Genomic DNA, 25658 nt, shown 5'->3' with positions numbered 1-25658 from the left:
GATCCGGTGTTAAAACCGGTGTCTGCCTCGCTCGAGATGGGTCCTGCTGCCGATAGCAGTACTCCTCGGCGATTCAAATACCACAAGCGACCGTTATCCGCTACCTACGGCAGGTGGTACCCGCTTTTCGTGGGTACCACTAGAAGAAATATTTATTGCATGTGAAGAGTGGTTCAATATATGAGTAGAAAGTGGCTTTTGGTCCTCGTAGTAATCGTGATGATGGTTTCCTTCATACTCGCAGGTGAATTGGCCCATGTATACCAGAAATTAGGTTTTGACTCTCCCTTTCCACTCGTCTTATTGTTGGCAGTCGTTTTAGGTTTGACCGTCTTGTATCAATCATATGTAATAGCTAACTTGGATGGGGAGTAGTTTAGTTATATTTTACAACTATTAATTCAGAACTCTGATTAAAAGTAACTTCTAACGCTGGATGCCGTCCCTGTGAATTCGTATACGGCTTTCCGGTATCGGACCCCCGTTTCGGGGTTCGATACGTCGACTGTAGTCAATAACTGTATACTGCCTTCATGGATACTGTGGACAAGTTATTTATAATTGTTTCACCTGCCACTACGTATGACGGCAGGACCGCCGATAGACGAACTCCACTTCGAGGACGCACCAGACGTCGACTCCGTTCCCGGCCCGAACACCCGGGCGCTGCTCGAGAAACAGCGCGAAATCGACAGTAGCGCGGTCGCCTATCCGGACGACATCCCGATCGCCTTCGAGGACGGCAAGGGCGCGACGGTCCGCGACGCGGACGGCAACACCTATATCGACCTCTTCGCGGGCATCGGCGTGCTCAACGTCGGCCACTCGAACCCCTACGTGCTCGAGGCGGTCCACGAACAGGCCGACAAGTTCGTTCACACGGTCGACTTCCCGACCGAGGCGCGACTCGAGCTCATCGAGAAACTCGACGAAATCGTTCCCGAAGGCCTGCAGGGCCAGAACAAAGTCGTCTTCGGCGGCCCGACCGGTAGCGACGCCATCGAGGCGTCGATCAAACTCGCCAAGTACAACACCGGCGGCGACGGCCTCATCGCGTTCCGCGGTGCCTACCACGGCGCGACGACCGGCGCGATGAGCGTCACGTCGAACAAGAAGTTCAAGGGCCACTACACGCCGCTGCTCTCCGACGTCGTCCACGCGCCGTATCCGCACCCGTTCCGACAGGACAAGACCCCCGAGGAAGCGGTCGATCACGCGCTCGAGGAGGTCCGGGCCATCGTCGAGGACCCCTACGGCGGGCTGGCCAATCCGGCCGGCATGATCGTCGAACCGATCCAGGGCGAGGGCGGCATCGTCACGCCGCCGGAAGGCTTCCTGCAGGGACTGCGCGATATCGCCGACGACAACGACGTCGTTCTCGTCTTCGACGAGATTCAGAGCGGCATGGGCCGCACCGGCCAGTGGTGGGCCAGCGACTGGGACGGCGTCACTCCCGACGTGATGACCTCCGCGAAAGCGCTGGGCGGCGTGGGCTTTCCGCTCTCGGCGACCATCTACCACGAGGAGCTGGACACGTGGGGGCCGGGCGACCACGCAGGCACCTACCGGGGTCACGTCGTCGGCATGCGGGCCGGTACCCGCGCGATCGAATACATTCAGGAACACGACCTCCTCGCGCACGCTCGCGACCTCGGCGGGTACATTCAGGGCCGGCTCCGCGAGGCTGCCAACGGCAACGAGCACCTCGCCGACATCCGCGGCAAGGGGCTGTTCATCGGCGCGGAGTTCGTCGATAGCGACGGCAACCCGGACGGGGATCTCGTCGACGCGATCCAGCAGTACTGCTTCGAGCGCGGCGTCCTGATCTGGACGGCCGGTCGCCACGGTAACGTCCTGCGATTCCTGCCGCCGCTGGTGCTCACGCACGACCTGGCCGAGACGGCGCTCGACGTCGTCGTCGAGGCGATCGACGAAGTGACTGCCGAAGCGACACAGACCGCCTGAGACTCGAGCGACGAGACCAATCACACCACGTCCGACACCGATTCTATGTCCGACATCGATCCCATCGAAACCGACGACGCACCGAGTAACGACAATCCCTACTCGCAGGGGGTCCGCGCCGACGACACGCTCTACGTGTCCGGCTACGGCCCCGTCGACCCCGACACGGGCGACGTCGTCGACGGCGATATCGAGGCCCAGACCGACCGGGTACTCGATAACATCGCCGCCGTCGTCGACGAAGCCGGCGGCGACGGACTCGAGGACGTCGTCAAAGTCACCGTCTACCTGACCGATCTCGCGGACTACGAGCGCGTCAACGAGGCCTACGGGAGGCGATTCGGCGAGGAGCCGCCAGCTCGAGTCTGCGTCGAGGTCTCGCGGCTGCCAGAAGACGTCCGCGTCGAACTGGACGCGACGGCGTACCTGGGCTAGTCACGTTCAGCGGCCGTCAGCCGGGGCTCACCGTCGACGAGAGAGCGAGCGGGAAATCAGACGAACTGCCTTCGATCTGTGACTCTCCGTCTCTCTCGCGCGTGACCGGGATCCGATTATCGGCTACGATTAAGTATCTCCCATGCGTAGAACCGGCAAGAATGTCCTATGACGCGCGAAACAGACTGAGCGATCTCCGGCGGGAGTTTCATCGGTATCCCGAACCGGGTTGGCGCGAGTTCCGGACGACCGCGCGAGTCGTCGAGGAACTCGAGCGGATCGGCGTCGACGAGATCGCCGTCGGCCGCGAGGCGCTCGCGACCGACGAGCGCATGGCCGTGCCCCCGTCGGCGGAGCTCGAGCCGTGGCTGAATCGCGCTCGCGAAGCGGGCGTTCGGTCGGACATCCTCGAGCGCACCGCAGACGGCCACACGGGCGTGATCGCGACCCTCGAGCAGGGAGCGGGTCCCCGAATCGGGTTGCGCGTCGATCTCGACGCGATCTCGATGCGGGAGTCGGACGCGAGCGATCACCGGCCGGCCGCCGAGGGGTTCCGGTCCGAACACGACGGCTACATGCACGCCTGCGGGCACGACGCCCACCTCGCGATGGCGCTCGGCACGCTCGAGGCGGTCAAAGAGAGCGATTTCGAGGGGACGCTGACGGTGTTCTTCCAGCCCGCCGAGGAGATCTCCGGCGGCGGGAAGGCGATGGCCGAGAGCGGCTACCTCGAGGACGTCGACTACCTGCTCGCGCTCCACATCGGCCTCGACCACCCGACCGGCGAGATCGTCGCCGGGATCGAGAAACCGCTGGCGATGGCCCACCTGACAGCCACGTTCGAGGGGGCGAGCGCCCACGCGGGCAAGGCACCGAACGAGGGTGCCAACGCCATGCAGGCGGCGGCGAGCGCGATTCAGAACGCCTACGGCATCCCGCGGCACAGCGACGGGCTGACCCGGGTGAACGTCGGCCGGATCGAGGGCGGGACCGCGAGCAACGTCATCGCCGAAGAGGTCACGATCGAGGCCGAAGTCCGCGGCGAGACGACCGCGCTGATGGAGTACATTCGAACAGAACTCGAGCGGGTGCTGTACGCCGCCGCGGAGATGCACGACTGCGACGTCACCCCGCGGATGATCAGCGAGTCGCCCCGTGTCGACAGCCATCCCGCGCTGCGCGATCTCGTGGGGAACGTCGCGTGGGAGGTCGAGGGCGTCGATCGAGTGATTCCGAGCGAGGAGTTCGGCGTGAGCGAGGACGTGACCTATCTGATGCAACGCGTTCAGGACGGCGGCGGCCTCGCGTCGTACGTCCTCGTCGGCACCGACCACCCGACGAGCCACCACACGCCCACGTTCGACATCGACGAGGAGAGCCTCGAGATCGGGGTCTCGCTGCTCACCGAGACGGTTACCGAACTGTCCCGCCGCCGGCCGTAAGGAGTGGGGTTCGATCCCTGTCGCGGTATTTCGATCTCTACTGTCGATGGTTCCGGTCTCTCTCGTCAGTCGTAACCGTGTGTCTGTGTGCGATTCACCGAGAGCTGTTCGGCGAGCCGTGATGCCGACTGGTATTCGAGAGACTGCTTCTGTTCGTCGAGAATCACGTTCGCCGGATGGGAAACGTTAATTCACGGGCCTCCGTGTATCCTCTATGAGCCAGGACGACGTGCCGGAGTCGTTACGGACGGCGGCAGACTCGGATCGCCCGCGCGGCATTCTCACACCCTCCGACCGCGATTTCCTGCTCGGTCGGAAGACGGACTACACCGACCACTCGAAGAAACAGAAGCGAAACCGGATCCGACGCCGGGTTCGTAACGCGATGCTCGACTTCAGCATCCTCTTCGAATACATGGAGGAACGCGATCGAGAGACGGTCTTCGACCCCGATGCTGAGGATCGCGACGCCTACACCCAGGGGATCACCGACATGCTCGCCTTTCTCCACCTCGGGACGATCGGGTACCACACCCCGTTCAAGGACATGCTCTCGGAGGGCGTCGGCAAGGCCGAACAGCAACTCGCCGGCTCGAACTATCGGATGGTCAACGTCGAGTTCAACGTCGAACCGGTCGGCCAGATCGATGTCGACGAAGTCGTCGACAAACTCGAGAACGAGGAGTTCGCCCAGCTCACCGACGAGGAACTCCGCGCGTTCGTGCGCCTGCTAACGATGTCCGACGGCTTCTCACCGGAGGACACCCGCGAGGAGATCAAGGATCGCGTCGACGAGTTCGCCGAGCGCGTGGCCGAGAGCGCCGAGAGCCGCGAGCAGACGCTCGAGGAACTGACGAACTGACGAACCAACGTAGCCGTCTTCGGATTTCGTTTTCGGTCGGCCGAATCGTCGGTCCCAACGCCGTTCCCCACACCGTCAGGCACGGTAGCACTCAGTTACTGATTGCTATTCCGATTGACTAAATCTATACTATCCTCCAAGGAGGACAGCAATTGTCTGTCCCTCTGGCGCATTTAACTATGATCGATGAAGGAGGAGAGGTATTCTGTATACCTCTTGTGAAATATATAATAAACGCAATCTGTGGATACTCTAGCTGAGTGAGAAACACTTATTGTATACGCCGTCAATGGTGGCGGTATGCCATCATACAGCATGGCGAACGGCAGGTGGAGTCGCGAGCAACCCGCACGCTCTCACCGGCGTATCGGGGGTGAGACGGGATGAGCGACGCTGATCAGGGGATGGTCGACGAGTTCCTCGAGGAGATCGATCTGGTCGTCTTCGCGTTCGGGGCGCTGTTGACCGTCGGCGTGATCGCGGCGTTCTTCATCAACCAGAGTGCCGTCACGGATACGATCGGGGACGTATACGGCTGGGTCGTCGAGTACCTGAACTGGGCGCTGTTGGTGATCGTGTTCCTGATCGTCCTCTTCCTGTTGTTCCTGATCGTCGGGCCGTGGGGAAAGATCAAGATGGGAGACGAGGATCCGGAGTACAGCTTCTTCTCGTTCTTCGCGATGTTGTACTCCGCCGGGTTCGCAGCGGGCGTCGTGTTCTGGGGCCCCACCGAAGCGCTGTTCTACTACGATAACCCGTCGCCACTGTTCGGCGTCGAGGGTGGAACTGCCGAAGCGATCCCGATCGCGATCCAGCAAACGCTGTTCCACTGGGCGCTCCCCCAGCTGGCCGTGTTTACCATCATGGGGCTCGCAATCGGCTACTTCGCGTACAATTACGAGAACGTCCCGCTCCGAGTCTCGTCGGCGCTGACGCCGATCCTCGGGAAGGAGAATCTCGACGGCCCGGCCGCGAAAGTCGTCGACATCCTCGCCGTCTTCGCGACGATTGGCGGCGTGGCGACGTCGCTGGGCTTCATCGGAAGTCAGTTCATCGCCGGCCTTAGCTACCAGTGGGGAATCGACCTCGGGAACGTCGGCATCCTCATCGTGGTGACCACGATGACGCTCCTGTTTACCATCTCGATGGTGCTCGGGGTCGACAAGGGGATCCGCCGGCTGTCGAACTTCAATATGATTCTGTTCGTCGCGCTCATGCTCGCGACGTTCATTCTGGGGCCGACGCTGTTCTTGCTCCTACTTGGCTCGCAGGCGATGGGCGGCATGATCGCTGACTTCACGTCCATGAGCCTCTACACCGGCACCGGTTCCGACGGCGGCACGGGGTGGATGAACTCCTGGACGGTGTTCTACTGGGCATGGGCGCTCTCGTGGTCGCCGTTCGCCGGACTGTTCATCGCCCGCATTTCCAAGGGCCGGACCGTCCGCGAAGTTGCCTTCACCGGGATCGGCGCGACCTCGGCCGCGACCATCCCGTGGTTCACGTTCGTCGGTGGCACCGCGCTGCGATACCACCACAACGGAACGGCCGACTTCAGCAGCGTGATCGCCAACAACACTCCGGAGATTTCGGGCTTCATCCTCTTCGAAGCGTTCCCCCTGGGGACCGTGTTCATGATCGCCTTCATGATCCTGGTGACGACGTTCTTCATCACCTCGGCGGACTCGTCGACGCTCGCCGTCTCCATGATGACGACCGGCGGGAAGGCGAACCCCTCGACGATCAACCGGGTCTTCTGGGGCGTCGTCCTCGGTTTGACCGCGGCGATCCTCATGATCATCGGCGGCAGCGACGGGACGAGCGCGCTCCAGAACGCGGTCATCATCACCGGCGCGCCGTTCGCGTTCGTCTGCTTCCTCGCGATGTGCTCGCTGATCAAGGACTTCAGCTCGAGCTACGGCCGAGTACTACTGCAGGACGAAACCGTCCTCATCGGCTCGGGTACGAAAACCGAACCCGAGCCTGAATCGCCCGGACCAGGAGGTCCCGTCGAATCGGACGACGATTGAGACGGTCTGCCGTAACGGGGTACCGGCGCAACCACAGGACGGTTCGTGGTTGCGCCGGAACTGACTTGCCGCAGTCCGTCTGAACCGCCTGCGGTCCGCCACCTCGCAGGCGGACCGAGTTCGGCCGTCATGCTGTCCGCTTTTTTCGCCCCGGTGAACCGCACTCGTCTCGTGGCGACCCCCTCGACAACCGATAACAAGTTTTAATGTATGTGGTACACATAAATTGTGTATGAATAGGGACACGGCGGAACCCGACGCGGACGCGCTTCCGGGTCCGAACGCCCAGCAGTGGGTCGACTTCCATCAGGAGTACTCCGCCCCCAGCGAGTACTCCCACGAGTTCGTCTGGGACGTGACGCGGGAGGCCGACGGGCCGTTCGTCACGGACGTCGACGGCAACGTGCTCCTCGACTTCACCTGCCACATCGGCGCGGCACCGCTCGGCTACAACAACGAGAAAGTCCTCGAGAAGGTCCGCGAGTTCGACCTCGTCGAACCGATGAAGATCGCGGGCCAGGACATGTACTTCGGCTCCGGCCCGAACCCCGACGAGGCCGACTTCCCGGGCTCGAGTCACCTCATGAAGAAGCTCACCGAGGTCTCGAGTCAGTACGGAATGGACACGGTCTTCCTCTCGAACTCCGGCGCGGAGGCCATGGAGAACGCGATGAAGATCACAAACGATTACCGCGCGCCGTCGAAGTACGGCGTCGCATTCGCCGGGAGCTTCCACGGCCGTACCCTCGGGACGCTGTCACTGACGAAGTCCAAGGAGGTCTACACGCGTCACTACCCCGAAATCAGCGGGATCGAGACGGTCCCGTTCTGCGACGACCGGGGCTGTGACGCCGGCAGCTGTGACTGTGGCTTCTTCGCGGGCGGCGGCTCGCAGCTCCGCAGTATGCTCGCGCCCGAAGGCGGTCACATCGACCCCGACGAGATCGCCTTTCTCACGCTCGAGCCGATTCAGGGCGTCGGCGGCTACCGCTTCCCCAGCGAGGCCTTCATGCAGGAAGTGGACGACGTCACCGACACCTACGACATCCCGCTGGTCGTCGACGAGATCCAGTCCGGCGTCGGCCGCACCGGCGAGATCTGGGCCTCGGATCACTACCCGATCGAGCCGGACGTCATCGCCAGCGCGAAGGCGCTGCGCGTCGGCGCGACCATCTCCCGCTCGGAGGTCTTCCCCAGCGAGAAGAACCGTCTCGGATCGACCTTCGGCGGCGGCGACCTGCTCGGCTCGATGATGGGCGCCTTTACGCTCGAGGCGATTCAGGAACACGATCTGCTCGACAACGCCACTCGCCGCGGCGAGCAGGCCAAAGAACTCCTCCGCGACGACGCGCCCGACTCCGTCGTGGACGTCCGCGGCAAGGGCCTGATGCTCGCCGTCGAGTTCGACACCCCCGAACGGCGGTCCGCCGTCGTCGAAGCCGCCCTCGAGCGCGGCCTGCTGACCCTCGGCTGCGGGAAGAAGACCATCCGCCTGCTCCCGCCGCTGGACTCGAGCGAGCGCGAGATCGAACTCGGGATCGGCATCTTCCTCGAAGCGATCGAGGCCGTCAGCCCGAGCGCGAAAGTGGCCGACTGAGACTGCGTCCGTCGAGGTTCGGCGTCCCCTTCGATGTCCACTTTCGGCGTCGCCTCGAGTTCGTTCGGTGATCGTCCCCGGGAGGTCCGTAACCGAACCCCGACGTGCCGGAGCGGCGTCGATTCCCGTGATTCACCGTAAATCGGCCCCTAGTCGGAATCGCTCGCCGCCGGCAACGTGAACGTAAACGTCGAGCCCTCGCTCGGTTCGCTGGTGACCCAGATCTCGCCGCCGTGTCGCTCGATGATCCGCTCGCAAATAGCGAGCCCGATCCCCGTTCCGTCGTATTCCTCTCGGTCGGGATAACTATGGAATACGTCGAAGATTTGATCGCTGTATTCCGGATCGACTCCGATTCCATTGTCGCTGACCGAAACCTCCCATTCGGGGCCGTCTCCGGAACGACACTCGGCCGAGACGGTTATGCGAGGCGGGCCGTCGCCGCTGTACTCGATGGCGTTATCCACCAGATTCTGGAACACCTGTCGCAACTGCCCCCTGTCCCCCTCTACGATCGGTAGCGAGTCGGCGGTCACCTCACCGTTGCTCTCTTCGAATCGGAGTCGGAGGTCGTCGAGAACGTTCTCGAGGACTGCGTTCAAGTCGACCGGCTCGAGGGGTTCGCCCGCCGTCTCGACGCGGGAGTACTCGAGCAGGCCGTCGATCATCTCGCGCATGCGGTCGGCCCCGTCGACGGCGTAGTCGATGAACTCCCGCCCGTCCTCGTCGAGCTCGTCGCCGTACCGACGCTCGACGAGTTGCAGGTAACTCGAGACCATTCGAAGGGGCTCCTGCAGGTCGTGGCTGGCGGCATAGGCGAACTGCTCTAAGCGCTCGTTAGAGATCTCCAACCGTTCGACAAGCTCCTCTAACCGCCGTTCGCGTTCCACCCGCTCGGTGACGTTCATGAAGAGAACCCCCACTTGCGCGTCCGTTTCGCCGCCGACCGGAAACGCGTAACACTCGAGGACGCGACTCTGTGCCGCCAGTTCGCGCTCGAACCTCACCGACTCTCCGGTCTCCACGACGGTATTGTAGGTCTCGAACCATTCTCGTTCCGCTCCCGGCACCGCTTCCCGAATCGTCTCTCCGACGATGTCCGCCAGTCCCGTGTGCTTTTCGAACGCCGGATTCGCCTCGACGTAGCGGAAGTCGATCGGCTCTGCCGGCGGCGTGTCGACTCTCTCGATGACGCAGTACCCCTCGGACATCGAGGTGAACAGGTCCCGATACCGCTCCTCTCGCTCTCTGAGTTGCTGCTCGCGCTGCTTTCGTTCCGTGATATCGGTGACGGCACCGTGCATCCGAACCGGGTCGCCGCTCGCGTCGTACTCCACCTCGCCGCGAGAAACAACCCACATGACGTCACCGTCCGCGTCTTCGACGCGGTATTCGGCGCTGAACACGCCGGTCTCGAGCGCGCGGTCGAGTCGCTCCCAGATTCCGTCCTTGTCCTCCTCGGGAACCGGGTCGAAGAACGCCTCGATCGGGGCGCCCCTCGTCACCACCTCCGGATCCATCCCGTACGATTCCGCGAGGAATTCGTCCGCGGTGAAGACGTTCTCCGGTACGTCCCACAACCAGAGCCCGATCGACGCGGCGTCAGTCGCGACGCTCAGTTGGGCCTCGCGCTCGCGGAGCTGGTCTTCCTTGTTCGCGCGTTCGATCGCCGCCGCCAGAATGTTCGCGGCGCTTTGCACGAAATTGGCTTCGTGCGCGGTGAACTCCTTGCGGTCGGCCGTGTGCGTTCCGAGCACTCCCCACGGTTCGTCGACCGAACCGATGACGACGCTGATTCCGCTGACCACGCCGTGGCTCGTGAGCAACTCGGGGCCGGAGAAGCGCTCTTCCTCGCGGAGATCGTCGACGATGATCGGCTCCTCGCTGATGAGCGTGTAGCCGGCCTGCGAATCCAGATCCGTGGGCACTATCGCCGACCCGACGAGACCGTCCCGCCAGCCGACGCCCTGCCGCAGAAAGACTTCGTCGCCGCCGGGCATCCGCTCGAGCACCTTGCAGTACTCGTTGTCGAGCGTCTCGGCGACGACTTCTGACACGTCGTGCATCAGCTGATCGAGATCGTCGGTCTCTAACGCTCGCTGACCGAGTTCCGCGATGACCTCTTGCTGCCGGATTCGAGCCTGAACCCTGGAGTCGGTTGAGGGGGGCGATCCCATTCTACTACCGTCTTTCGACGCAGGTCACAAAGTCCCTCGGTTACTGCAGACGGGCAGTTCATCGCTTCCGATCACTGTCGTCGTCTTCGCTGCCGTTGCTCCGTTCCGAATTCAGCGGTCACTACGGCACTACAGGCTGAAGTGTTATTTCCTTACTTGACCATCCAGTTCGCTGTGGCGCGCGCTGGACTGCGGTGAGTGGTGCGAGGTCGAACGACGACCCGGTGCACGGACGGCTCGTGGCCGAGTCCGTTTCTCGCCCGTTCTCAGAGCGCGACCTGGAGTATCACTCCAAGCACCATGAGTCCCGCTCCGACCACCGAGAGCCGGAACAGCGCAGGAGTTAGTTCGACTGAATCGGCATCGGATCGGAGCAGTTGATAGCCATTTACGAGCGTGATTCCACCCCCGCTGATCACCATCATCGTCGCGATGATGCCGTGGAACGTGTCGTCGAAACCGTCACCCAGCACCGACGCTACTGCGAACAGCAGGAATCCGCCACCGACGATCATCTGGGACGCGTGATAAACGAGAGGTCGATTCACACTCCTCCTTACCTGACAGCCATCTAAATAATTTCGCCGCCACTCCGTCTCCCTCGTCTGCGATACGGCCGAGAATCGGGGACAGTCAGTCGAGCGACCGATCGACGACCGAAACGCCATCGACCGCCGACAGCGCCTCGAGCACCCCTTCGAGATGCTCGGGGCCGCTCCCCTCGAGCCCGATCGTCACGGGTGTCCGATTCGGCTCGTCGACCGACGTCCGCCGAGCACGCTCGAGGACGTCCAGTTCGGCGCCCTCGGCTGCCACCGTCTCGACCACCTCGCCGACGGTCGTCGGCCAGCCCTCGAGCGCGAGCCTCGCTTCGGTATACCGCTCGAGTTCGTGCAGCCCGGTTCTGGTCAGTTCGGCGTGTTCGGTGAGGTTCACGTTGCCACCCGAGACGACGACGCCGACGTGCTCGCCCTCGAGGTCCAGATCGGCCGAAAGCGCGGCGGCCAGCGGGGCGGCGCCGGCGCTCTCGGCGACCGTCTTCGCGCGCTCGGCCAGCAGGGTGACCGCGGCGGCGATCTCGCGGTCACTCACGCTGACCACGTCGTCGACGACCTCGCGGGCGATTTCGAACGTCGTCTCGAGCATGCGGGTGTCCGCGATCCCCTCCGCGACGGTGTCGACGTCCGCGAGTTCGTGGATCTCGCTGCCCTCGAGCGACGGCTTCGCGTGGGCTGCTCCCTCGGGTTGGACGCCGATCACGCGGATATCACGCTCTGCAGCCTTCAGGACCGTTCCGATGCCCGAGATGAGCCCGCCGCCGCCGATCGCGACCAGCACGGTGTCGATGCTGGGATATTGCTCGAGCAACTCGAGCCCGATCGTCCCCTGCCCGGCGACGATGTCCTCGTCGTCGAAGGGATGCACGAACGTCTCGCCGGTTTCGGCGGCCCGCTCGAGGGCGTACTCGTAGGATCGTTCGTAGATGTCGCCCTCGACGACCACGTCGGCTCCGTAGCCGCGGGTGGCTTCGACCTTCGCAGCCGGCGTTACCTCCGGTACCACGATCGTCGTGTCGATATCGAGCAGGTCGCCGGCCAGTGCTACCCCCTGTGCGTGATTGCCCGCGCTCGAGGCGATGACGCCTCCCTCGCGCTCGGCGTCCGAGAGCTGGGCCATCGTGTTGTACGCGCCGCGGATCTTGAACGAGCCCGTCCGCTGGACGTTCTCGAGTTTGAGCCCGATCGACTCGGCGCCGCTCAGCTCGGCGAACGTCCGTGACGTATCCAGCGGCGTCCGGTGGACGACGTCGGCGATTCGATCTCGGGCGTTCTCGACGTCCTCGCGGGTGACGAGCGCCTCGCCGGCGTCGCGATCCCTGCTCATCCGTCGTCCTCCGCGCGCGTTCCGGTCTCGCCAAGCACTCCGCTCTCCCCGAGCGGCCCGCTTTCCCCGTGCTCCACGGTCGCTTTGCTCTCGACGCGCTCTCCGTCACCGCCGCTCTCGACGCGTGGAACCGGATGCCGCCGCTCGAGCTTCCGGATCGTCCCGACCAGCACGTCGACGCCGTGCTGGAGGCTCGCCTCGTCGACGTCGAACGTCGGCGTGTGGTGGCTCGTCGGGTGATCAGTACCGACGATCATGTAGGTCGCCAGCCCGCCGTCGTTCTGAACCCGCTCCATCAGGAACGTCGCGTCCTCGCTCGCGCCGAAGTCCGCGGCCGGCAGCACGTGCTCGACGCCCTCGACGCCGCCGGCGACCTCGCTCACCAGCGCTTGCAGTTCGGGGTCGCTGTCGGCCCGCGGCGACTTGCTGACCACGTCCACCTCGGCCCGGCAGCCATGCATCTTCGCCGCCGATTTCATCGTTCGCTCGAGTCGCCGTTCCATGTACTCCATCAGTTCCGTGGTCTCGCCGCGGGCCTCGGCCGCCATGTGGGCCTCCTCGGCGATGACGTTGCTCGCGGTGCCCGCCTCGGCCTTGCCGATATTCACTCGAGTCATGCCGTCGCTGTGTCGGGGGATGCCGTAGGCGTTCACGATGGCGGCCCCCATGGCGTGCATGGCGTTGGCCCCCTCGTTCGGCGCCTTGCCCGCGTGCGCGGAGGTCCCCGTTATCGTCGCATCGACGTGGCACATCGCCAGCGGCTTCTCGATCCCCGCCACGACCTCGCCCGTGGGATGATCGAGTCCGACGTGGATCGCGAGCAGGTAGTCCAGGTCGTCCGCGAATTCGCTCTTCGCCATCGGACAGCCGCCGCCACCGGTCTCTTCGGCGGGCTGGAAGAAGACGACCAGCCGCCCCGAGATGTCGCTCTCGGCGATCGCCTCGAGGACGGCCAGCCCCCAGGTCATGTGGGCGTCGTGGCCGCAGGCGTGCATCGTCCCGTCGATCTTCGAGCGGAAGCCCTCGTCCGCGGGATCGTGCTCCTCGTCCGTCGATTCCTCGATGAACAGCCCGTCGATGTCGACGCGCAGCCCGATCGACGGTCCCTCGCCGCGATCGAGGACGGCCACTGCGCCGGTGTTGCCGCCGGTCATCCGCTCGAGGAGGTCCTCGTCCGCGCCGCGCTCGCGGGCGCGTTCGATCCAGGGCTCGAGGTCGTCGTCGGTGACGGCCATCCGATCGGCGGGGTCGTAGGCGTCGGGGCCGACGGCCAGTTCGTCGACGCCGATGGCCCTGATCTCCTCGACGAGGCGGGTCGTCGTGAGGAACTCGCGCCACGCCGGCTCGGGGTGGCGGTGGAAGCTTCGCCGGAGGCTGACGAGACGGTCCCGTATCGGCTCGGTCATGCGAGTCACTGACGCGCCCCAGTGACTTAATTATACACAATCAGTGTTTACGACGGGTACACAAAAAGGATAAGAGAGGGCGTGACAATGGTAGGGCAACACGGAACTCTCCATGAGCACGAATCCAGACGTCGTCGTTCTCCGAGAGGGGACGGAAGGGCTGTCGATGGAGTCGTACGCCGAAACCTTGCGCGAGCGGTTGCCCGATCACACCGTCGCGCTCGCGCGAACGCCAAAGGAAGAACGCGAACTCGTTCCGCAGGCGCGGGTCGTGACGGGCATCACGATCGAGGAAGCCCTCCTCGAGCGCGCCGACCGGCTCGAACTGTTCGCGTGTACCTTCGCCGGCACCGACCACCTGCCGATGGACGCGCTGGCCGACCACAGCGTCGCCGTGACGAACGCCGGGGGAATCCACGCCCCCGGCATCGCCGAGCAGTCGATCGGCAACATGCTCGTCTTCGCCCGCTGGCTCCACGAGGGCTGGCGGCGGAAGGAAAACGACGAGTGGCGGCACTTCCAGTCGCACGAGTTCACCGACAGCACCGTCACGATCGTCGGCCTCGGCTCCATCGGTCAGGAGATCGTCCAGCGCCTCGAGGGGTTCGAGGTCGAGACGATCGGCATCCGCTACACGCCCTCGAAGGGCGGTCCGACCGACGAGGTGCTGGGCTTCGACGAGGATGATATCCACGAGGCGTTCTCCCGGAGCGACTACGTCGTCCTCGCGTGTCCGCTCAACGATCTGACCCGCGGGCTCGTGGGCGAAGACGAACTCGCCACGCTCCCGCCGAACGCGGTCGTCATCAACGCGGCCCGTGGCGGCATCGTCGACACCGACGCGCTCGTCTCGGCGCTGCAGTTCGAGGGGATCCGCGGGGCCGCACTCGACGTCACCGATCCCGAACCACTCCCCGCCGACCACCCGCTCTGGGACCTCGAGAACTGTCTCATTACGCCCCACACGGGCGGTCACACGCCGAAACACTGGGATCGACTGGCCGACATTGTCGCGCACAACGTCGCGGTACTCGAGGGTCAGACTGGCCGCGGGGACGGTGGCGACCTCGAGAACGCCGTGTACCGGCCCGACGCGAGCCCCGAGTAAGATGGCGACCGAACAGCCGGACTCCACGACCGATCACAGCGACCAGACGTCGACCCCGGACGAGCGGGACCTCGGGCCGCCGTCGGATCCGCGAGCGGGGGATCCCGCAACGGACTCGCGCGCCGAGTACGATTACGTCGGCGGCGATATCGACCGCCCCGAACTCGTCTCGGCGCTCGACGAGCGCGTCGACGGCGAGGTCCGCTTCGACGAGTACAGTCGGCGACTGTACGCGACCGACGCGAGCGCCTACGAGGTGACCCCCGTCGGTGTCGTCCTCCCGCGCTCGACGGCCGACATCGCCGCAGTCGTCGAGTACTGCACCGACGAGGGGATTCCGGTCCTCCCGCGCGGCGGCGGCACCAGCCTCGCCGGTCAGGCGGTCAACGAGGCTGTCGTCCTCGACCTCACGACGCACATGGACGGCCTGTGCGAGGTCGAGCCCAACGAGCGACGAGCGACGGTGCAGGCGGGGACCGTCCTCGCGGACCTGAACGGCGCGCTCGAGCCCCATGATCTGAAGTTCGCGCCCGATCCCGCGGCCGGGAACCGGAGCACGGTCGGCGGTGCGATCGGGAACAACTCCACCGGCGCACACTCGCTGCAGTACGGGAAGACCGACGCCTACGTCGAGGCGGTGGAAGTCGTCCTCGCCGACGGCTCCGTCGAACGCTTCGGCGAGGTGACGGTCGCGGAACTCCGCGAAAAAGCTGATTCGAGCGGTGACCTCCTCGAGCGGATTCACGACGCCCTTCGACGGGTCATCGACGAGGAGGCCGACGCGATCAGCGAGGTCTTCCCGCAACTCAAACGGAACGTCTCCGGCTACAACCTCGATCGGCTGGTCGCGGAGGCCTACGGCGATCCGGACGCCTTCGACGAGAACACCGACGAAACGGTCGAGATCGGCGACGAGCCCGATCCGGACGCGACCGTCAACCTCGCCCGCGTCTTCGCCGGGAGCGAGGGGACCCTCGGTGTGGTGACGGAGGCGACCGTCTCGCTCGAGCCGGTCCCCGAAACGACAGGTGTCGTCCTGTTGACCTACGAGGACCTGCTCGAGGCGATGGCCGATGTCGACACCATCGTCCGTAACTACGACCCCGCGGCGATCGAGGCGATCGATGACGTGTTGCTCGAGCTCGCCCGGAACACGGAGGAGTTCGCCGACGTCGCGGCGAACCTCCCCAAGAGAACAGAGACGGCGCTGCTCGTCGAGTTCTACGCGGAGAGCGAGGCCAACGCGCGGCGAAAGGTCTCGGAAATGCTCGCTGATCGGCTGCCCGAGTCGCAGGCTCCGGCACCGAACGGCGGGGGCGACGGGGCCGGAGCGGCTGACGTCGACACCGATTTAGACGCGGACCCCGTCCGCGCGTTCGACGCCCTCGAGGCCTACGCACCCGACGACCGCGCCGAACTCTGGAAGCTCCGCAAGAGCGCGGCCCCCATCTTGCTCTCTCGAACGTCCGACGCCAAGCACATCTCGTTCATCGAGGACACGGCCGTCCCGACCGAGAACCTCGCGGACTACGTGGCCGACTTTCAGGACGTGCTCGAGGAACAGGACACGTTCGCGAGCTTCTACGCCCACGCGGGGCCGGGCTGTATGCACATGCGGCCGCTGGTCGACACCAAGAGCCCGGCGGGGCTGAACCAGTTTGAGGCGATTTCCGACGCCGTCACGGACCTCGTCGTCGAGTACGGCGGCTCGGTCTCGGGCGAACACGGCGACGGCCGCGCCCGAACCCAGTGGAACCGCAAACTCTACGGCGAGGACGTCTGGTCGCTCTTCCGCGACGTGAAGACCGCGTTCGACCCCGACTGGCTCCTCAATCCCGGCAACGTCTGTGGCGACCACGACATGACCGAGCACCTGCGGTTCTCGCCGGAGTACGAGTTCGAGGCCGGCTTCGAGCCCGCGCTCGAGTGGGATACCGAGAACGGCATGCAGGGAATGGTCGAACTCTGCCACGGCTGTGGCGGCTGTCGGGGGTCTCAGGAGACGACCGGCGGCGTAATGTGTCCGACCTATCGCGCGGCCGAAGAGGAGAGCCTGAGCACTCGCGGGCGCGCGAACATGCTCCGCGGTGCGATGAACGGCGAACTCGACGCCGATTCGACCGATCCGGAGTTTCTGGCGGAAATCATGGACCTCTGTATCGGCTGCAAGGGCTGTGCGCGGGACTGCCCGAGCGAGGTCGACATGGCCAAACTCAAGGCGGAAGTCGAGCACGCGAACCATCAGGAAAACGGCGCGAGCCTCCGCGACAAGCTGTTCGCGAACGTCGACGGACTGAACGCCGTCGGCTCCGCGCTCGCGCCGCTCTCGAACTGGGCCGCGTCGCTGCCCGGTGCGGGCACGATCGCCGAGAAAACGGTCGGCATCGCACGCGAGCGCGACCTTCCGACGTTCGAGAGCGAGAGTTTCGAGGACTGGTTCGAGAAGCGAGGGGGCTCTCGGATTCCGCTCGAGGAAGCCACCCGGAAAGTCCTCCTCTTCCCCGACACGTACACGAACTACAACCACCCGCGGGCGGGGAAGGCGACCGTCCAGGTGCTCGAGACAGCGGGGGTTCACGTCGAAATTCCCGACGGCGTCACCTCGACCGGCCGTCCGGCCCACTCGAAGGGCTTCCTCGACGTCTCGCGCGAGCGCGCTCGAACCAACGTCGGGGCGCTGGCTCCGCGAATCGAGGACGGCTGGGAGGTCGTGCTGGTCGAGCCCTCGGACGCGGTGATGCTCCAGTCGGACTACCTCGACCTCCTCTCGGGACGCGACGCTGAGCGGGTCGCGGCGAACACCTACGGCGTCATGGAGTATCTCGATCGGTTCGACCTGGCTGCCGGACTGCCGAGCGCCGAACTCGACGAACGGCTGACCTACCACGGCCACTGTCATCAGAAGGCGACGAAGAAGGACGGCCACGCGGCCGCCGTCCTGCGGACGGTCGGCTACGAGGTCGACGCGCTCGATTCGGGCTGCTGTGGCATGGCCGGCTCCTTCGGCTACGAGGCCGAGCACTATTCGCTGAGCCAGTCGATCGGGAGGATCCTCTTCGATCAGGTCGACGACAGCGACGGCGAGACCGTCGTCGCGCCGGGCGCGTCCTGTCGGACGCAGCTCTCGGAGTCCGAGAACTGCGACGATCCACCGCATCCGATCGAGAAAGTCGCGGCCGGGCTCTCGCGGTAACGAGGGTCACTCGGCGACTACCGCGACCCGTCGTCCGTCGATCGGTCGCCTGCCGTCTCGACCGGCGTCGTCGGGTCCGTTTTCTGGGGATGTTTCGATTCACCGAACCCGCCGCTCAGGAGCCGAGACAGCGCCACCTCGACCGACTCGTCGGTTTCGGTGACGCGCTCGGCCTCGGCTTCGACGACGAACCCCGACGTGATGTTCGGTGCCGTCGGAATGAACAACACGACTCGGCCGTCGGCCGTGATCTGTCCGGTCTTGAACGCCGTCATCTCGACGCCGTTCCAGCTCGTGACTCTGACCGATTCCTGCAGTGCCTGCTCCTCTCCAAATGTGGTTTCGGCGGCGACTTTCGACGCATTGTAGAGAATTCGGAGTCCCGGAACCCGATTCACAACGCCATCGACGCTCCGCGAGATGACGTCGCCGACCGTCGTTCGAGTGAGCGAGCCGACGACGACCGCCAGCAAGACGAACACCGCTAGCGGAACGACGACGCGGAGAAGCGAGACTGCGAACTCGCGCGTCGGCTCGTGGTCGATCAGGCCGCCTACCAGTTCGCTCTCGAAGACGAACACTGGCACGACCCCAGCGATGATCGCGTAGACCCGATAGACGACGTACAGCGTGACGAGGATCGGACCGATAACGATCAGTCCGCTCGCAAAGACACGCTTCCACGACCTCATGTCTCTAGCGTGTGACTGCTGGGACATGATAGCTTCCATTCGGTCGAACGCGAGCGAGCCGAGCAGTGCGTCGCCGACGGTCGCGTTCCGTCCACGACTTCGTTGCGACGACCGATGCCAGTTTTACGGCCAGAGCCCGCGCGTCTCCTTCGCCTCTGCGATCCGTGACAGCGCCACCACGTAGGCGGCGTCGCGCCACGTCAGCCCCGCGGCGTCGACCTCCGCGCGGACGTCGCCCCACGCATCGAGCATGTGCTCCTCGAGTTCGTCGTTGACCCGCTCGAGCGACCACTGGCGGCGGTTGATGTCCTGAAGCCACTCGAAGTAGCTCACCGTGACGCCGCCGGCGTTCGCGAGGATGTCCGGGATTACCGGTACCCCCCGCTCCTCGAGGATGGTATCGGCGGCGAACGTGGTCGGGCCGTTCGCGCCCTCGACGACGATGTCGGCCGCGATGGCGTCGGCGTTCTCCGCCGTGATGACGTTGCCGACGGCCGCGGGAATCAGCACGTCGGCGTCTAACTCGAGCAGTTCGGCGTTCGAGAGTCGACGGACGCCGTCACCGTCGTCGAGTTCGTTCGCGAAGCTGGTGACCGCTTCCGGCTCCTCGTCATGGGAGGGGATCAAGTCGACATCGATCCCGTCGGGATCGTAGACCGCGCCGTTGACGTCCGAGACGGCGACGACCGTCGCGCCCCACTCCTCGAGCAGGCGCGCGGCGTTGGCGCCGACGCTGCCGAAGCCTTGCACGGCGACCGTCGTCTCCGAGATTTCGCGCTCGTAGTACTGAATTGCTTCGCGCGTAGCGATCGCGGTCGAGCGGCCGGGGGCCTCCTCGCGGCCGTAGGAGCCGCCGATGACGGGCGGCTTGCCGGTGACGACGCCGGGGATGGTCTCGCCCTGCTGCATCGAGTAGGCGTCCATGAACCAGGCCATCGTCTGGGCGTCGGTTCCCATGTCGGGCGCGGGAACGTCCTTCGTCGGCCCGACGGCGTCGCGCAGTTCCTCGGCGAATCGGCGGGTGAGTCGCTCCGTCTCGTCTTCGGTCAACGACTTCGGATCGACGGCGATGCCGCCCTTCCCGCCGCCGAAGGGGAGGTTCATCACCGCGCACTTCCAGGTCATCCACATCGAGAGGCCGGTACACTCCTCGGCGGTGACTTCCGGGTGGTAGCGCAGACCGCCCTTGTAGGGCCCCCGAACGTCGTCGTGCTGGGCCCGATAGCCGGTGAAGACCTCGATGTCGCCGTCCTCGCGCTCGAGGGGGACCGATACCTGCTGGACTCGCGTCGGGTGTTTCAGCCGTTCGACGACGCCCGGATCGACGTCGACGTGAGTCGCGGCTCGCTCGAGCTGTCGACGGGCGGTGACGAGCGCCGAATCGAGTTCGTTTGCCTGTTCGTTCTCCGTGGCGGGCGATGGTGTGGTCATCAGTATGGTGGTGGTGTCGGCGACAGTAGTATGGCTGCCGTGCTATGGACGGGACGGCCCGAGTTACGTCGTGAACAGCTCTCGCGGGAAGTCGGCCAGCGTCTCCGCGCCGTCGCTGGTGACGTGGAACGTCTCGCTGATCTCCATGCCGATCTCGTCGGTCCAGATCCCTGGGATCATATGAAACGTCATGTCCTCCTCGAGGATAGTCTCGTCGCCTGGTCGGATGCTCGCGGTGTGCTCGCCCCAGTCCGGCGGGTAGCCCAGTCCCATCGAGTAGCCGATGCGGTCCTCCTTCTCGAGGCCGTACTGCGCGATGGTGTCGCGCCAGGCCTTCTCGACCGACTCGCAGGTGACGCCGGGTTCGGCGGCGTCGAGCGCCGCCTCGAGTCCCTCGACGACGATGTCGGCGGTCTCCTGGAGTTCCGCGGGCGGGTCGCCGACGAACGTCGTGCGGGCCAGCGGGGAGTGATACCGGTGACGACAGCCCGAAAGTTCGATGATGACCGGATCGCCGTCCTCGAACTCGCGATCGGTCCAGGTCAGGTGCGGCGTCCCGGTGTGGTCGCCCGACGGCATCAGCGGGACGATCGAGGGGTAGTCGCCGCCGTACTCCTCGGTCCCGGTGATCAGCTGTTCGTAGATCGCGGCCGCGGCCTCGTACTCCGGCACGCCCTCCTCGATGACGTCGAGTCCGGCCTGCATCGCGTTCTCGGAGATTCGGGCGGCCTCGCGCATGTACTCGAGTTCCCGTTCGGACTTCTTGATTCGGACCCAGCCGACCAGCAGCGTCGCGTCCTCGAACTCGGCCTCGGGGAGGTTCTCCTGCAGGCGCGTGTACGACTTCGCGGTGAAGTAGGCGGCGTCCATCTCGAGGCCGATCCGGCCGTCCGCGACCTCGAGTTCCTCGAGGACGCCCGCGACGTAGTCCATCGGGTGGAGGTCGTGGGGCGAGTGGACGTGGTCGTCGCTGTACGCGCGGATGCTCTCCTCGCCGAGGTGGGTCGTCGCTCGCGCGCCGCCGCCGTCCATATCGCGGCCGATCCAGACAGGTTCGTCTCGGTCGGGCGTGACCACCACGGCCTGATGGACATAGAACGACCAGCCGTCGTACCCCGTCAGGTAGTTCATGTTCGCCGGATCGGCGACGACGATCGCGTCGAGCTCCTCCTCGCGCAATCGCTCCCTGGTCCGAGCGACCCGTCGCTCGTACTCGGCCTCGTCGAAGATATGCTCTCGTGGCATGATAACAGGGCTCTGTGATGAGAGTCAATCAGGAGAACTAAAAGCTTTTCGTGTACAGAAGATACAGATACTGTTTACAACCTCGGCCCCGATGCGGATGTGAGCGATCGGTACGCGTCGAGCGCCGTCCGGGACCGTTCGACTCGAGTCCCACCGAATCGTTTCCGCCAAACCACCGCCGGTTAAGACACGTCGGTTCCTCCCAGCGGATATGGCAATACTCGAGACTATCGTGATTGCGTTCTGGGCGATGTTGCCCGCCTACGTTCCTAACAACGCCGCGGTGCTGGCCGGCGGTGGCCGGCCGATCGACGGCGGTCGGACGTGGGACGACAGACGCGTGCTCGGTGACGGGAAAACCTGGCGCGGGACGGCGATGGGAATCGCCGCGGGCCTCGCGCTCGCGGCCGTGCTGACGTTCATCGCACAGGACGTCAGCAGCGCGCTCGGCTTCGACGTGCCGGCGTTCACGCCGCTCGCGGCGCTCGGCCTCGCCGGCGGTGCCATGCTCGGCGACATCCTCGCGTCGTTCCTCAAACGCCGAAGCGGTCGTCAGCGCGGCGCGATGTTCCCCGGACTCGATCAGCTGGACTTCGTCGTCGTCTCGCTCCCGCTCGTCGCCCTGCTGGATTTCGAGTGGTTTCAGTCCTGGTTTACGCTCGAGGTCATCCTCGTCGTCGTGGTGCTCACGCCGATCCTCCACGTGACGACGAACATGATCGCGTACCAGCTCGGACTGAAGAACGAGCCCTGGTAGCCCGCCCTCGAGCAGTTCGGAAACCGCACTCGATCCGACACGTTTCTCGCAGACGGTTCCGACCGGTATCCGATCGGCAAGGGACAGCGACCGTCCCCGCTCTCCCGAGCGAGTCCGCTGCCGAGCACGGTCTCGAGCGGTGTTTCACTCACTCGAGCGCCGCGTGCAGATCCGCGATCGCGTCGTCGTAGGCCTCGTGAGCGCGCTCGAGATTCACCGGCTCCGAGATCATGTTGAAGAAGCCGTGGATCATATCGTCGTAGTGATGGTACTCGACGGGGACGCCGTCGTCCGCGAGCCGCTCGGCGTAGGCGGCCCCGTCGTCGCGAAGCGGGTCGAAACCGGCCGTGATGACCGTCGCCGGCGGAAGGTCCGAGAGATCGTGTGCGAGCCGCGGTAACGCATAGACGTTCCCCTGATCGATCTCGCGGTCGAAGAGGTGCTCGCGGAACCACGCCATGTCGTCTTTCGTGAGGAAGTAGCCGTCTCCGTTCTCCTCGTAGGCGTCGGTTTCGGTCACGTCGCCCGTACTGGGGTAGATCAGCAGTTGATAGGCGATATCGGGACCGCCCCGATCCCGGACGAGCAGCGACAGGCCCGCTGCGAGAGTCCCGCCGGCGCTGTCACCTGCCACGATGATCCGATCCGGATCGGCGTCTAGTTCGTCGGCCGAATCGGCGGCCCACTCGAGCGCAGCAGAACAGTCTTCCAGTCCCTCCGGAAAGGGGTGTTCGGGCGCGAGCCCGTAGTCGACGCTGACGAGGGGATAGCCGGAGTCGGCGGCGAGTTTCCGGCACGCGCCGTCGTGGGTGTCGATATTCCCGATGACCCAGCCGCCGCCGTGGAAGTACAGGAGCAGCGGTCGATCCTCGCCCTCGGTGCCGGGGTCGTAGATCCGAATCGAAAGGTCGCCGCGGGGCCCGTCGATGGTGCGATCCTCGACGCGCTCGAGTTCGATGTCGGGCTCGCCGGTGACGCGCATCTCGTCGAACATTCGACGAGCCTCCTCGGGCGAGACCTCGTCGAACGACGGGGCGTCGAGGGAGTCGTACAGCTCGAGAAACGCCTGCACGTCCGGATGCGGCTCGTTCGCACTGGATGATGTCATCATATGACACACGTATCGGCGAGCGCAAAAAGCTCCCTGCACCGGAACGCGCTCAGAGCGCCGCAGTCGGCCGATCGACCCGCGGTCTCGAACCGATTGACGGTCGTTCGGCGACGCGCGCTTAAGCACTCGTCGCCGACGCCCCGTTCCACACCGCTTATTTCGATGGGGTGCGCTCTCTCGAGCAATGGCGAATCAGGACCTCATCGACGCCCTTCGTGCGGCAGACGCCGTCCAGTTCGGCGAGTTCGAGCTCTCCCACGGCGGTACCAGCGAGTACTATGTGGACAAGTACCTCTTTGAGACCGATCCGGACTGCCTTGAGCTCGTCGCCGAGGCCTTCGCGGACCGACTGTCGGCTGACGACAAACTCGGCGGCGTCGCGCTGGGCGGGGTGCCCCTCGCCGCCGCCACGAGCGTCGCGGCCGGCGTTCCCTACGTCATCGCGCGCAAACAGCGCAAGGAGTACGGCACCGGCAATCTGATCGAGGGGAGACTCGAGGACGGCGAAGAGGTCGTCATCGTCGAGGACATCGTGACCACGGGAACGAGCGTCGTCGAAGCCGTCGAGGCGCTCCGCGAGGCGGGCGCGACCGTCGAGCGCGCACTCGTCGTCGTCGACCGCGAGGAAGGCGGCCGCGAGAACATCGCGGACGCCGGGGTCGAGACGGAAGCGCTGGTGACCGCGAGCGAGTTACTCGCCGATCGCGACTGACCGACCGGTGTCCCGGCATCGAGCGGAACGGCTGTTCACTGCCCGTAGGACTCGAACTTCTCGAGCACCGTTTCCAACTGCTCGTCCGACAGCGTCCGGGGCTCGAGCCCGGCCGCGCGGGTCTCGAGGTACAGTCGAGCGAGGCTCTCGACGTGGTGGGTGTTCTCGAGGGCGGTCTCGATGTCCGACGCGGTGACGACGAGGCCGTGGTTCTCGACGAACGTCGCCGTCGCGTCGGCCTCGTCCATCGCGCGGACGATGTGTTCGGCCAGCTCGTCGGTGCCGTACGGCGCGTACTCGGCGACTGGGACGCGCTTCCCGACCGCGACGATCATGTAGTGAATCGGCGGCAGCGGCTCGTGTGCGACGGCCATCGCGGTCGACCACGGCGAGTGGGTGTGGACGATCGCGCCGACGTCTTCGCGCCGATAGATCGCGGCGTGCATCGGGACCTCGCTGCTCGGGGCCATCTCGCCGTCGCGCCGATCGCCGTCGACGCCGACGACCGGGACGTCATCGACCTCGAAACTGTCGTAGGGAACGCCGGTGGGCGTGACCGCGAAGGCGTCGCCGCTGGCGCCGTCGCGGACGCTCAGATTCCCCGTCCGGCCGGGCGTCAGCGCGGCGAGTTCCGGCGCGTGCTCGACCACCGCTCGTCGCTGGGACTCGAGAATCACAGTACCACCTCCGTTAGCGCCGCGAACGAATCTATCCTGTGGTCCGGGCGGCGATTCCCCTCGAGCGCCTCGCCGTCGTGATCGCCGTCGGGGTCGAACAGCACCGTCTCCAGCCCGACGGCGTTCCCGCCCGCGACATCCGCCTCGATATCGTCGCCCACCATCACCGCCTCCGACGGCCGTCGATCGAGTCGCGACAGGGGCAGCGTGAACATGACCGATCCCGGCTTCTCCCGGCCGGTCTCTTCGGAGGTGAGAAGCAGGTCGATGTGGGACTCGAGCCCCAGCGCGGCGAGTTTCTTGAGTTGGACGCGCGTCGTGAGGTTCGTGACGACGGCGATGTCGATCCCGTTTTCGCGTAGCGTCTCGAGGGTTCGCTCGACCCTGGGATAGAGCGCCATCTCGTCGATATACGCCTCCCAGTAGGCCTCACCGAGCGCGAGCGCGTCAGCCGGTCTCGGGCGACCGACGCGGCGCTCGAGGGCGCGTTTGAAGTAGAGGAAGCGCTCGTGGGAGGCCGCCGTCCCGGGGAGCTCGCGCTTCGTCGCACGGCGTCCCGTCTGGTAGAACTCCTCGAACGACTCGCGGTCGAAGTCGTAGCCGAGGTCCCGTGCAGTCGCTCGAGCGGCGTCCTTTCCCGCCTCGTTACACGGCGAGTAGGGATAGAACGTGTCGTCGAAGTCGAAGAGAACGGCGTTGACGCTCATACCGGCCTATCGACGGGACGCGAAAAACGAGTACCGGTCGCACTCGCCCGTCGAGCGGACGCGACGATCGACCAGTTCCGACCGGCTCGGCCCCATCATAATACTTTTATCCCGCTCGAGAGTAGCCGTAGCCACGATGGTAGGTGTCCGCTTTACAGGGGCGTTTGCCCGTTTTTAATTCCCACCTACCGCGTATTGTGTCGGCCACGGTCGACCAGTGTGCGGGA

General features: G+C 65.1%; 20 protein-coding genes. 10 read left to right on the top strand and 10 right to left on the bottom strand.

From position 1 onward, the window contains the following. The first annotated feature begins 582 nt into the window (after positions 1-582). From HYG81_RS25805 to HYG81_RS25780, 6 genes are all read left to right on the top strand, one after another. Positions 583-1965: an aspartate aminotransferase family protein gene (locus HYG81_RS25805; RefSeq protein ID WP_180842512.1), complete on the top strand. Its 1383-nt coding sequence runs from the start codon at positions 583-585 to the stop codon at positions 1963-1965. Between the two features lie 45 nt (positions 1966-2010). Further along, entirely contained in the window at positions 2011-2400 is a 390-nt protein-coding gene (locus tag HYG81_RS25800; protein ID WP_180842511.1) for a Rid family detoxifying hydrolase, read from the top strand. Positions 2401-2561: 161 nt separating this feature from the next. Continuing rightward, positions 2562-3842 (top strand): amidohydrolase, encoded by a 1281-nt coding sequence (locus HYG81_RS25795; RefSeq protein WP_180842510.1) that lies wholly within the window; start codon positions 2562-2564, stop codon positions 3840-3842. Between the two features lie 214 nt (positions 3843-4056). After that, complete coding sequence (locus HYG81_RS25790; RefSeq protein WP_180842509.1) at positions 4057-4704, top strand: DUF8102 family protein; 648 nt, start codon at positions 4057-4059, stop codon at positions 4702-4704. 383 nt (positions 4705-5087) lie between these two features. After that, positions 5088-6734 (top strand): BCCT family transporter, encoded by a 1647-nt coding sequence (locus HYG81_RS25785; RefSeq protein WP_180842508.1) that lies wholly within the window; start codon positions 5088-5090, stop codon positions 6732-6734. A gap of 232 nt (positions 6735-6966) precedes the next feature. After that, positions 6967-8331: an aminotransferase class III-fold pyridoxal phosphate-dependent enzyme gene (locus tag HYG81_RS25780; RefSeq protein WP_180842507.1), complete on the top strand. Its 1365-nt coding sequence runs from the start codon at positions 6967-6969 to the stop codon at positions 8329-8331. 149 nt (positions 8332-8480) lie between these two features. Here the strand turns inward: HYG81_RS25780 and HYG81_RS25775 are convergent, their stop codons facing one another. From HYG81_RS25775 to HYG81_RS25760, 4 genes are all read right to left on the bottom strand, one after another. Next, a complete protein-coding gene (locus tag HYG81_RS25775; protein WP_180842506.1) occupies positions 8481-10508 on the bottom strand; it encodes an ATP-binding protein in 2028 nt (675 codons plus the stop codon). A 266-nt stretch (positions 10509-10774) separates the two neighbouring features. Next, positions 10775-11056, bottom strand: coding sequence for a hypothetical protein (locus tag HYG81_RS25770; protein WP_180842505.1), 282 nt, complete (start codon positions 11054-11056; stop codon positions 10775-10777). An 85-nt stretch (positions 11057-11141) separates the two neighbouring features. Further along, entirely contained in the window at positions 11142-12392 is a 1251-nt protein-coding gene (gene ilvA / locus HYG81_RS25765) for a threonine ammonia-lyase (RefSeq protein ID WP_180842504.1), read from the bottom strand. Continuing rightward, positions 12389-13798 carry an amidohydrolase gene (locus tag HYG81_RS25760; protein ID WP_180842503.1) on the bottom strand — a complete coding sequence of 470 codons (1410 nt, stop codon included), beginning with the start codon at positions 13796-13798 and terminating at the stop codon, positions 12389-12391. Before HYG81_RS25760 ends, ilvA begins: the two co-directional genes overlap by 4 nt. Before the next feature lie 112 nt (positions 13799-13910). Here HYG81_RS25760 and HYG81_RS25755 point away from each other — a divergent pair, with 112 nt between their 5' ends. Both HYG81_RS25755 and HYG81_RS25750 read left to right on the top strand, forming a co-directional pair. Continuing rightward, entirely contained in the window at positions 13911-14906 is a 996-nt protein-coding gene (locus HYG81_RS25755; RefSeq protein ID WP_180842502.1) for a D-2-hydroxyacid dehydrogenase, read from the top strand. A gap of 1 nt (position 14907) precedes the next feature. After that, a complete protein-coding gene (locus HYG81_RS25750; protein ID WP_180842501.1) occupies positions 14908-18099 on the top strand; it encodes an FAD-binding and (Fe-S)-binding domain-containing protein in 3192 nt (1063 codons plus the stop codon). 17 nt (positions 18100-18116) lie between these two features. On the opposite strand, the gene HYG81_RS25745 is transcribed toward HYG81_RS25750, so the two are convergent. The 3 genes from HYG81_RS25745 to HYG81_RS25735 all read right to left on the bottom strand — a co-directional run bounded on the left by HYG81_RS25745 (position 18117) and on the right by HYG81_RS25735 (position 21467). Next, positions 18117-18791 carry a DUF502 domain-containing protein gene (locus tag HYG81_RS25745; protein ID WP_180842500.1) on the bottom strand — a complete coding sequence of 225 codons (675 nt, stop codon included), beginning with the start codon at positions 18789-18791 and terminating at the stop codon, positions 18117-18119. A gap of 123 nt (positions 18792-18914) precedes the next feature. Beyond that, positions 18915-20222 carry a glutamate dehydrogenase GdhB gene (gene gdhB / locus HYG81_RS25740; protein WP_180842499.1) on the bottom strand — a complete coding sequence of 436 codons (1308 nt, stop codon included), beginning with the start codon at positions 20220-20222 and terminating at the stop codon, positions 18915-18917. A gap of 63 nt (positions 20223-20285) precedes the next feature. Beyond that, complete coding sequence (locus HYG81_RS25735) at positions 20286-21467, bottom strand: M24 family metallopeptidase (RefSeq protein ID WP_180842498.1); 1182 nt, start codon at positions 21465-21467, stop codon at positions 20286-20288. Between the two features lie 211 nt (positions 21468-21678). Here HYG81_RS25735 and HYG81_RS25730 point away from each other — a divergent pair, with 211 nt between their 5' ends. Further along, positions 21679-22224, top strand: a complete 546-nt coding sequence (locus tag HYG81_RS25730; RefSeq protein ID WP_180842497.1) for a CDP-2,3-bis-(O-geranylgeranyl)-sn-glycerol synthase — start codon at positions 21679-21681, stop codon at positions 22222-22224. A 148-nt stretch (positions 22225-22372) separates the two neighbouring features. Here the strand turns inward: HYG81_RS25730 and HYG81_RS25725 are convergent, their stop codons facing one another. Then, on the bottom strand, positions 22373-23332 hold the full coding sequence (locus HYG81_RS25725) for an alpha/beta hydrolase (RefSeq protein WP_180842496.1): 960 nt from the start codon (positions 23330-23332) through the stop codon (positions 22373-22375). A gap of 187 nt (positions 23333-23519) precedes the next feature. Here HYG81_RS25725 and pyrE point away from each other — a divergent pair, with 187 nt between their 5' ends. After that, on the top strand, positions 23520-24047 hold the full coding sequence (gene pyrE / locus HYG81_RS25720) for an orotate phosphoribosyltransferase (RefSeq protein WP_180842495.1): 528 nt from the start codon (positions 23520-23522) through the stop codon (positions 24045-24047). Positions 24048-24082: 35 nt separating this feature from the next. On the opposite strand, the gene HYG81_RS25715 is transcribed toward pyrE, so the two are convergent. Beyond that, positions 24083-24724, bottom strand: coding sequence for a ribulose-1-phosphate aldolase (locus HYG81_RS25715; RefSeq protein ID WP_180842494.1), 642 nt, complete (start codon positions 24722-24724; stop codon positions 24083-24085). Further along, the gene (locus HYG81_RS25710; RefSeq protein WP_180842493.1) at positions 24721-25431 is read right to left on the bottom strand and encodes a ribulose-1,5-bisphosphate 5-phosphatase; all 711 of its coding nucleotides are present in this window, start codon (positions 25429-25431) and stop codon (positions 24721-24723) included. The genes HYG81_RS25715 and HYG81_RS25710 overlap by 4 nt, the downstream gene beginning before the upstream one ends. Between the last annotated feature and the right edge of the window lie 227 nt (positions 25432-25658).

The sequence above is a fragment of the Natrinema zhouii genome, from assembly GCF_013456555.2.
GTDB classification, from domain to species: Archaea; Halobacteriota; Halobacteria; order Halobacteriales; family Natrialbaceae; genus Natrinema; species Natrinema zhouii.
The sequence above is the reverse complement of the archived record's forward strand: the minus strand, read 5'-3'. Positions and strand labels throughout refer to the sequence as shown.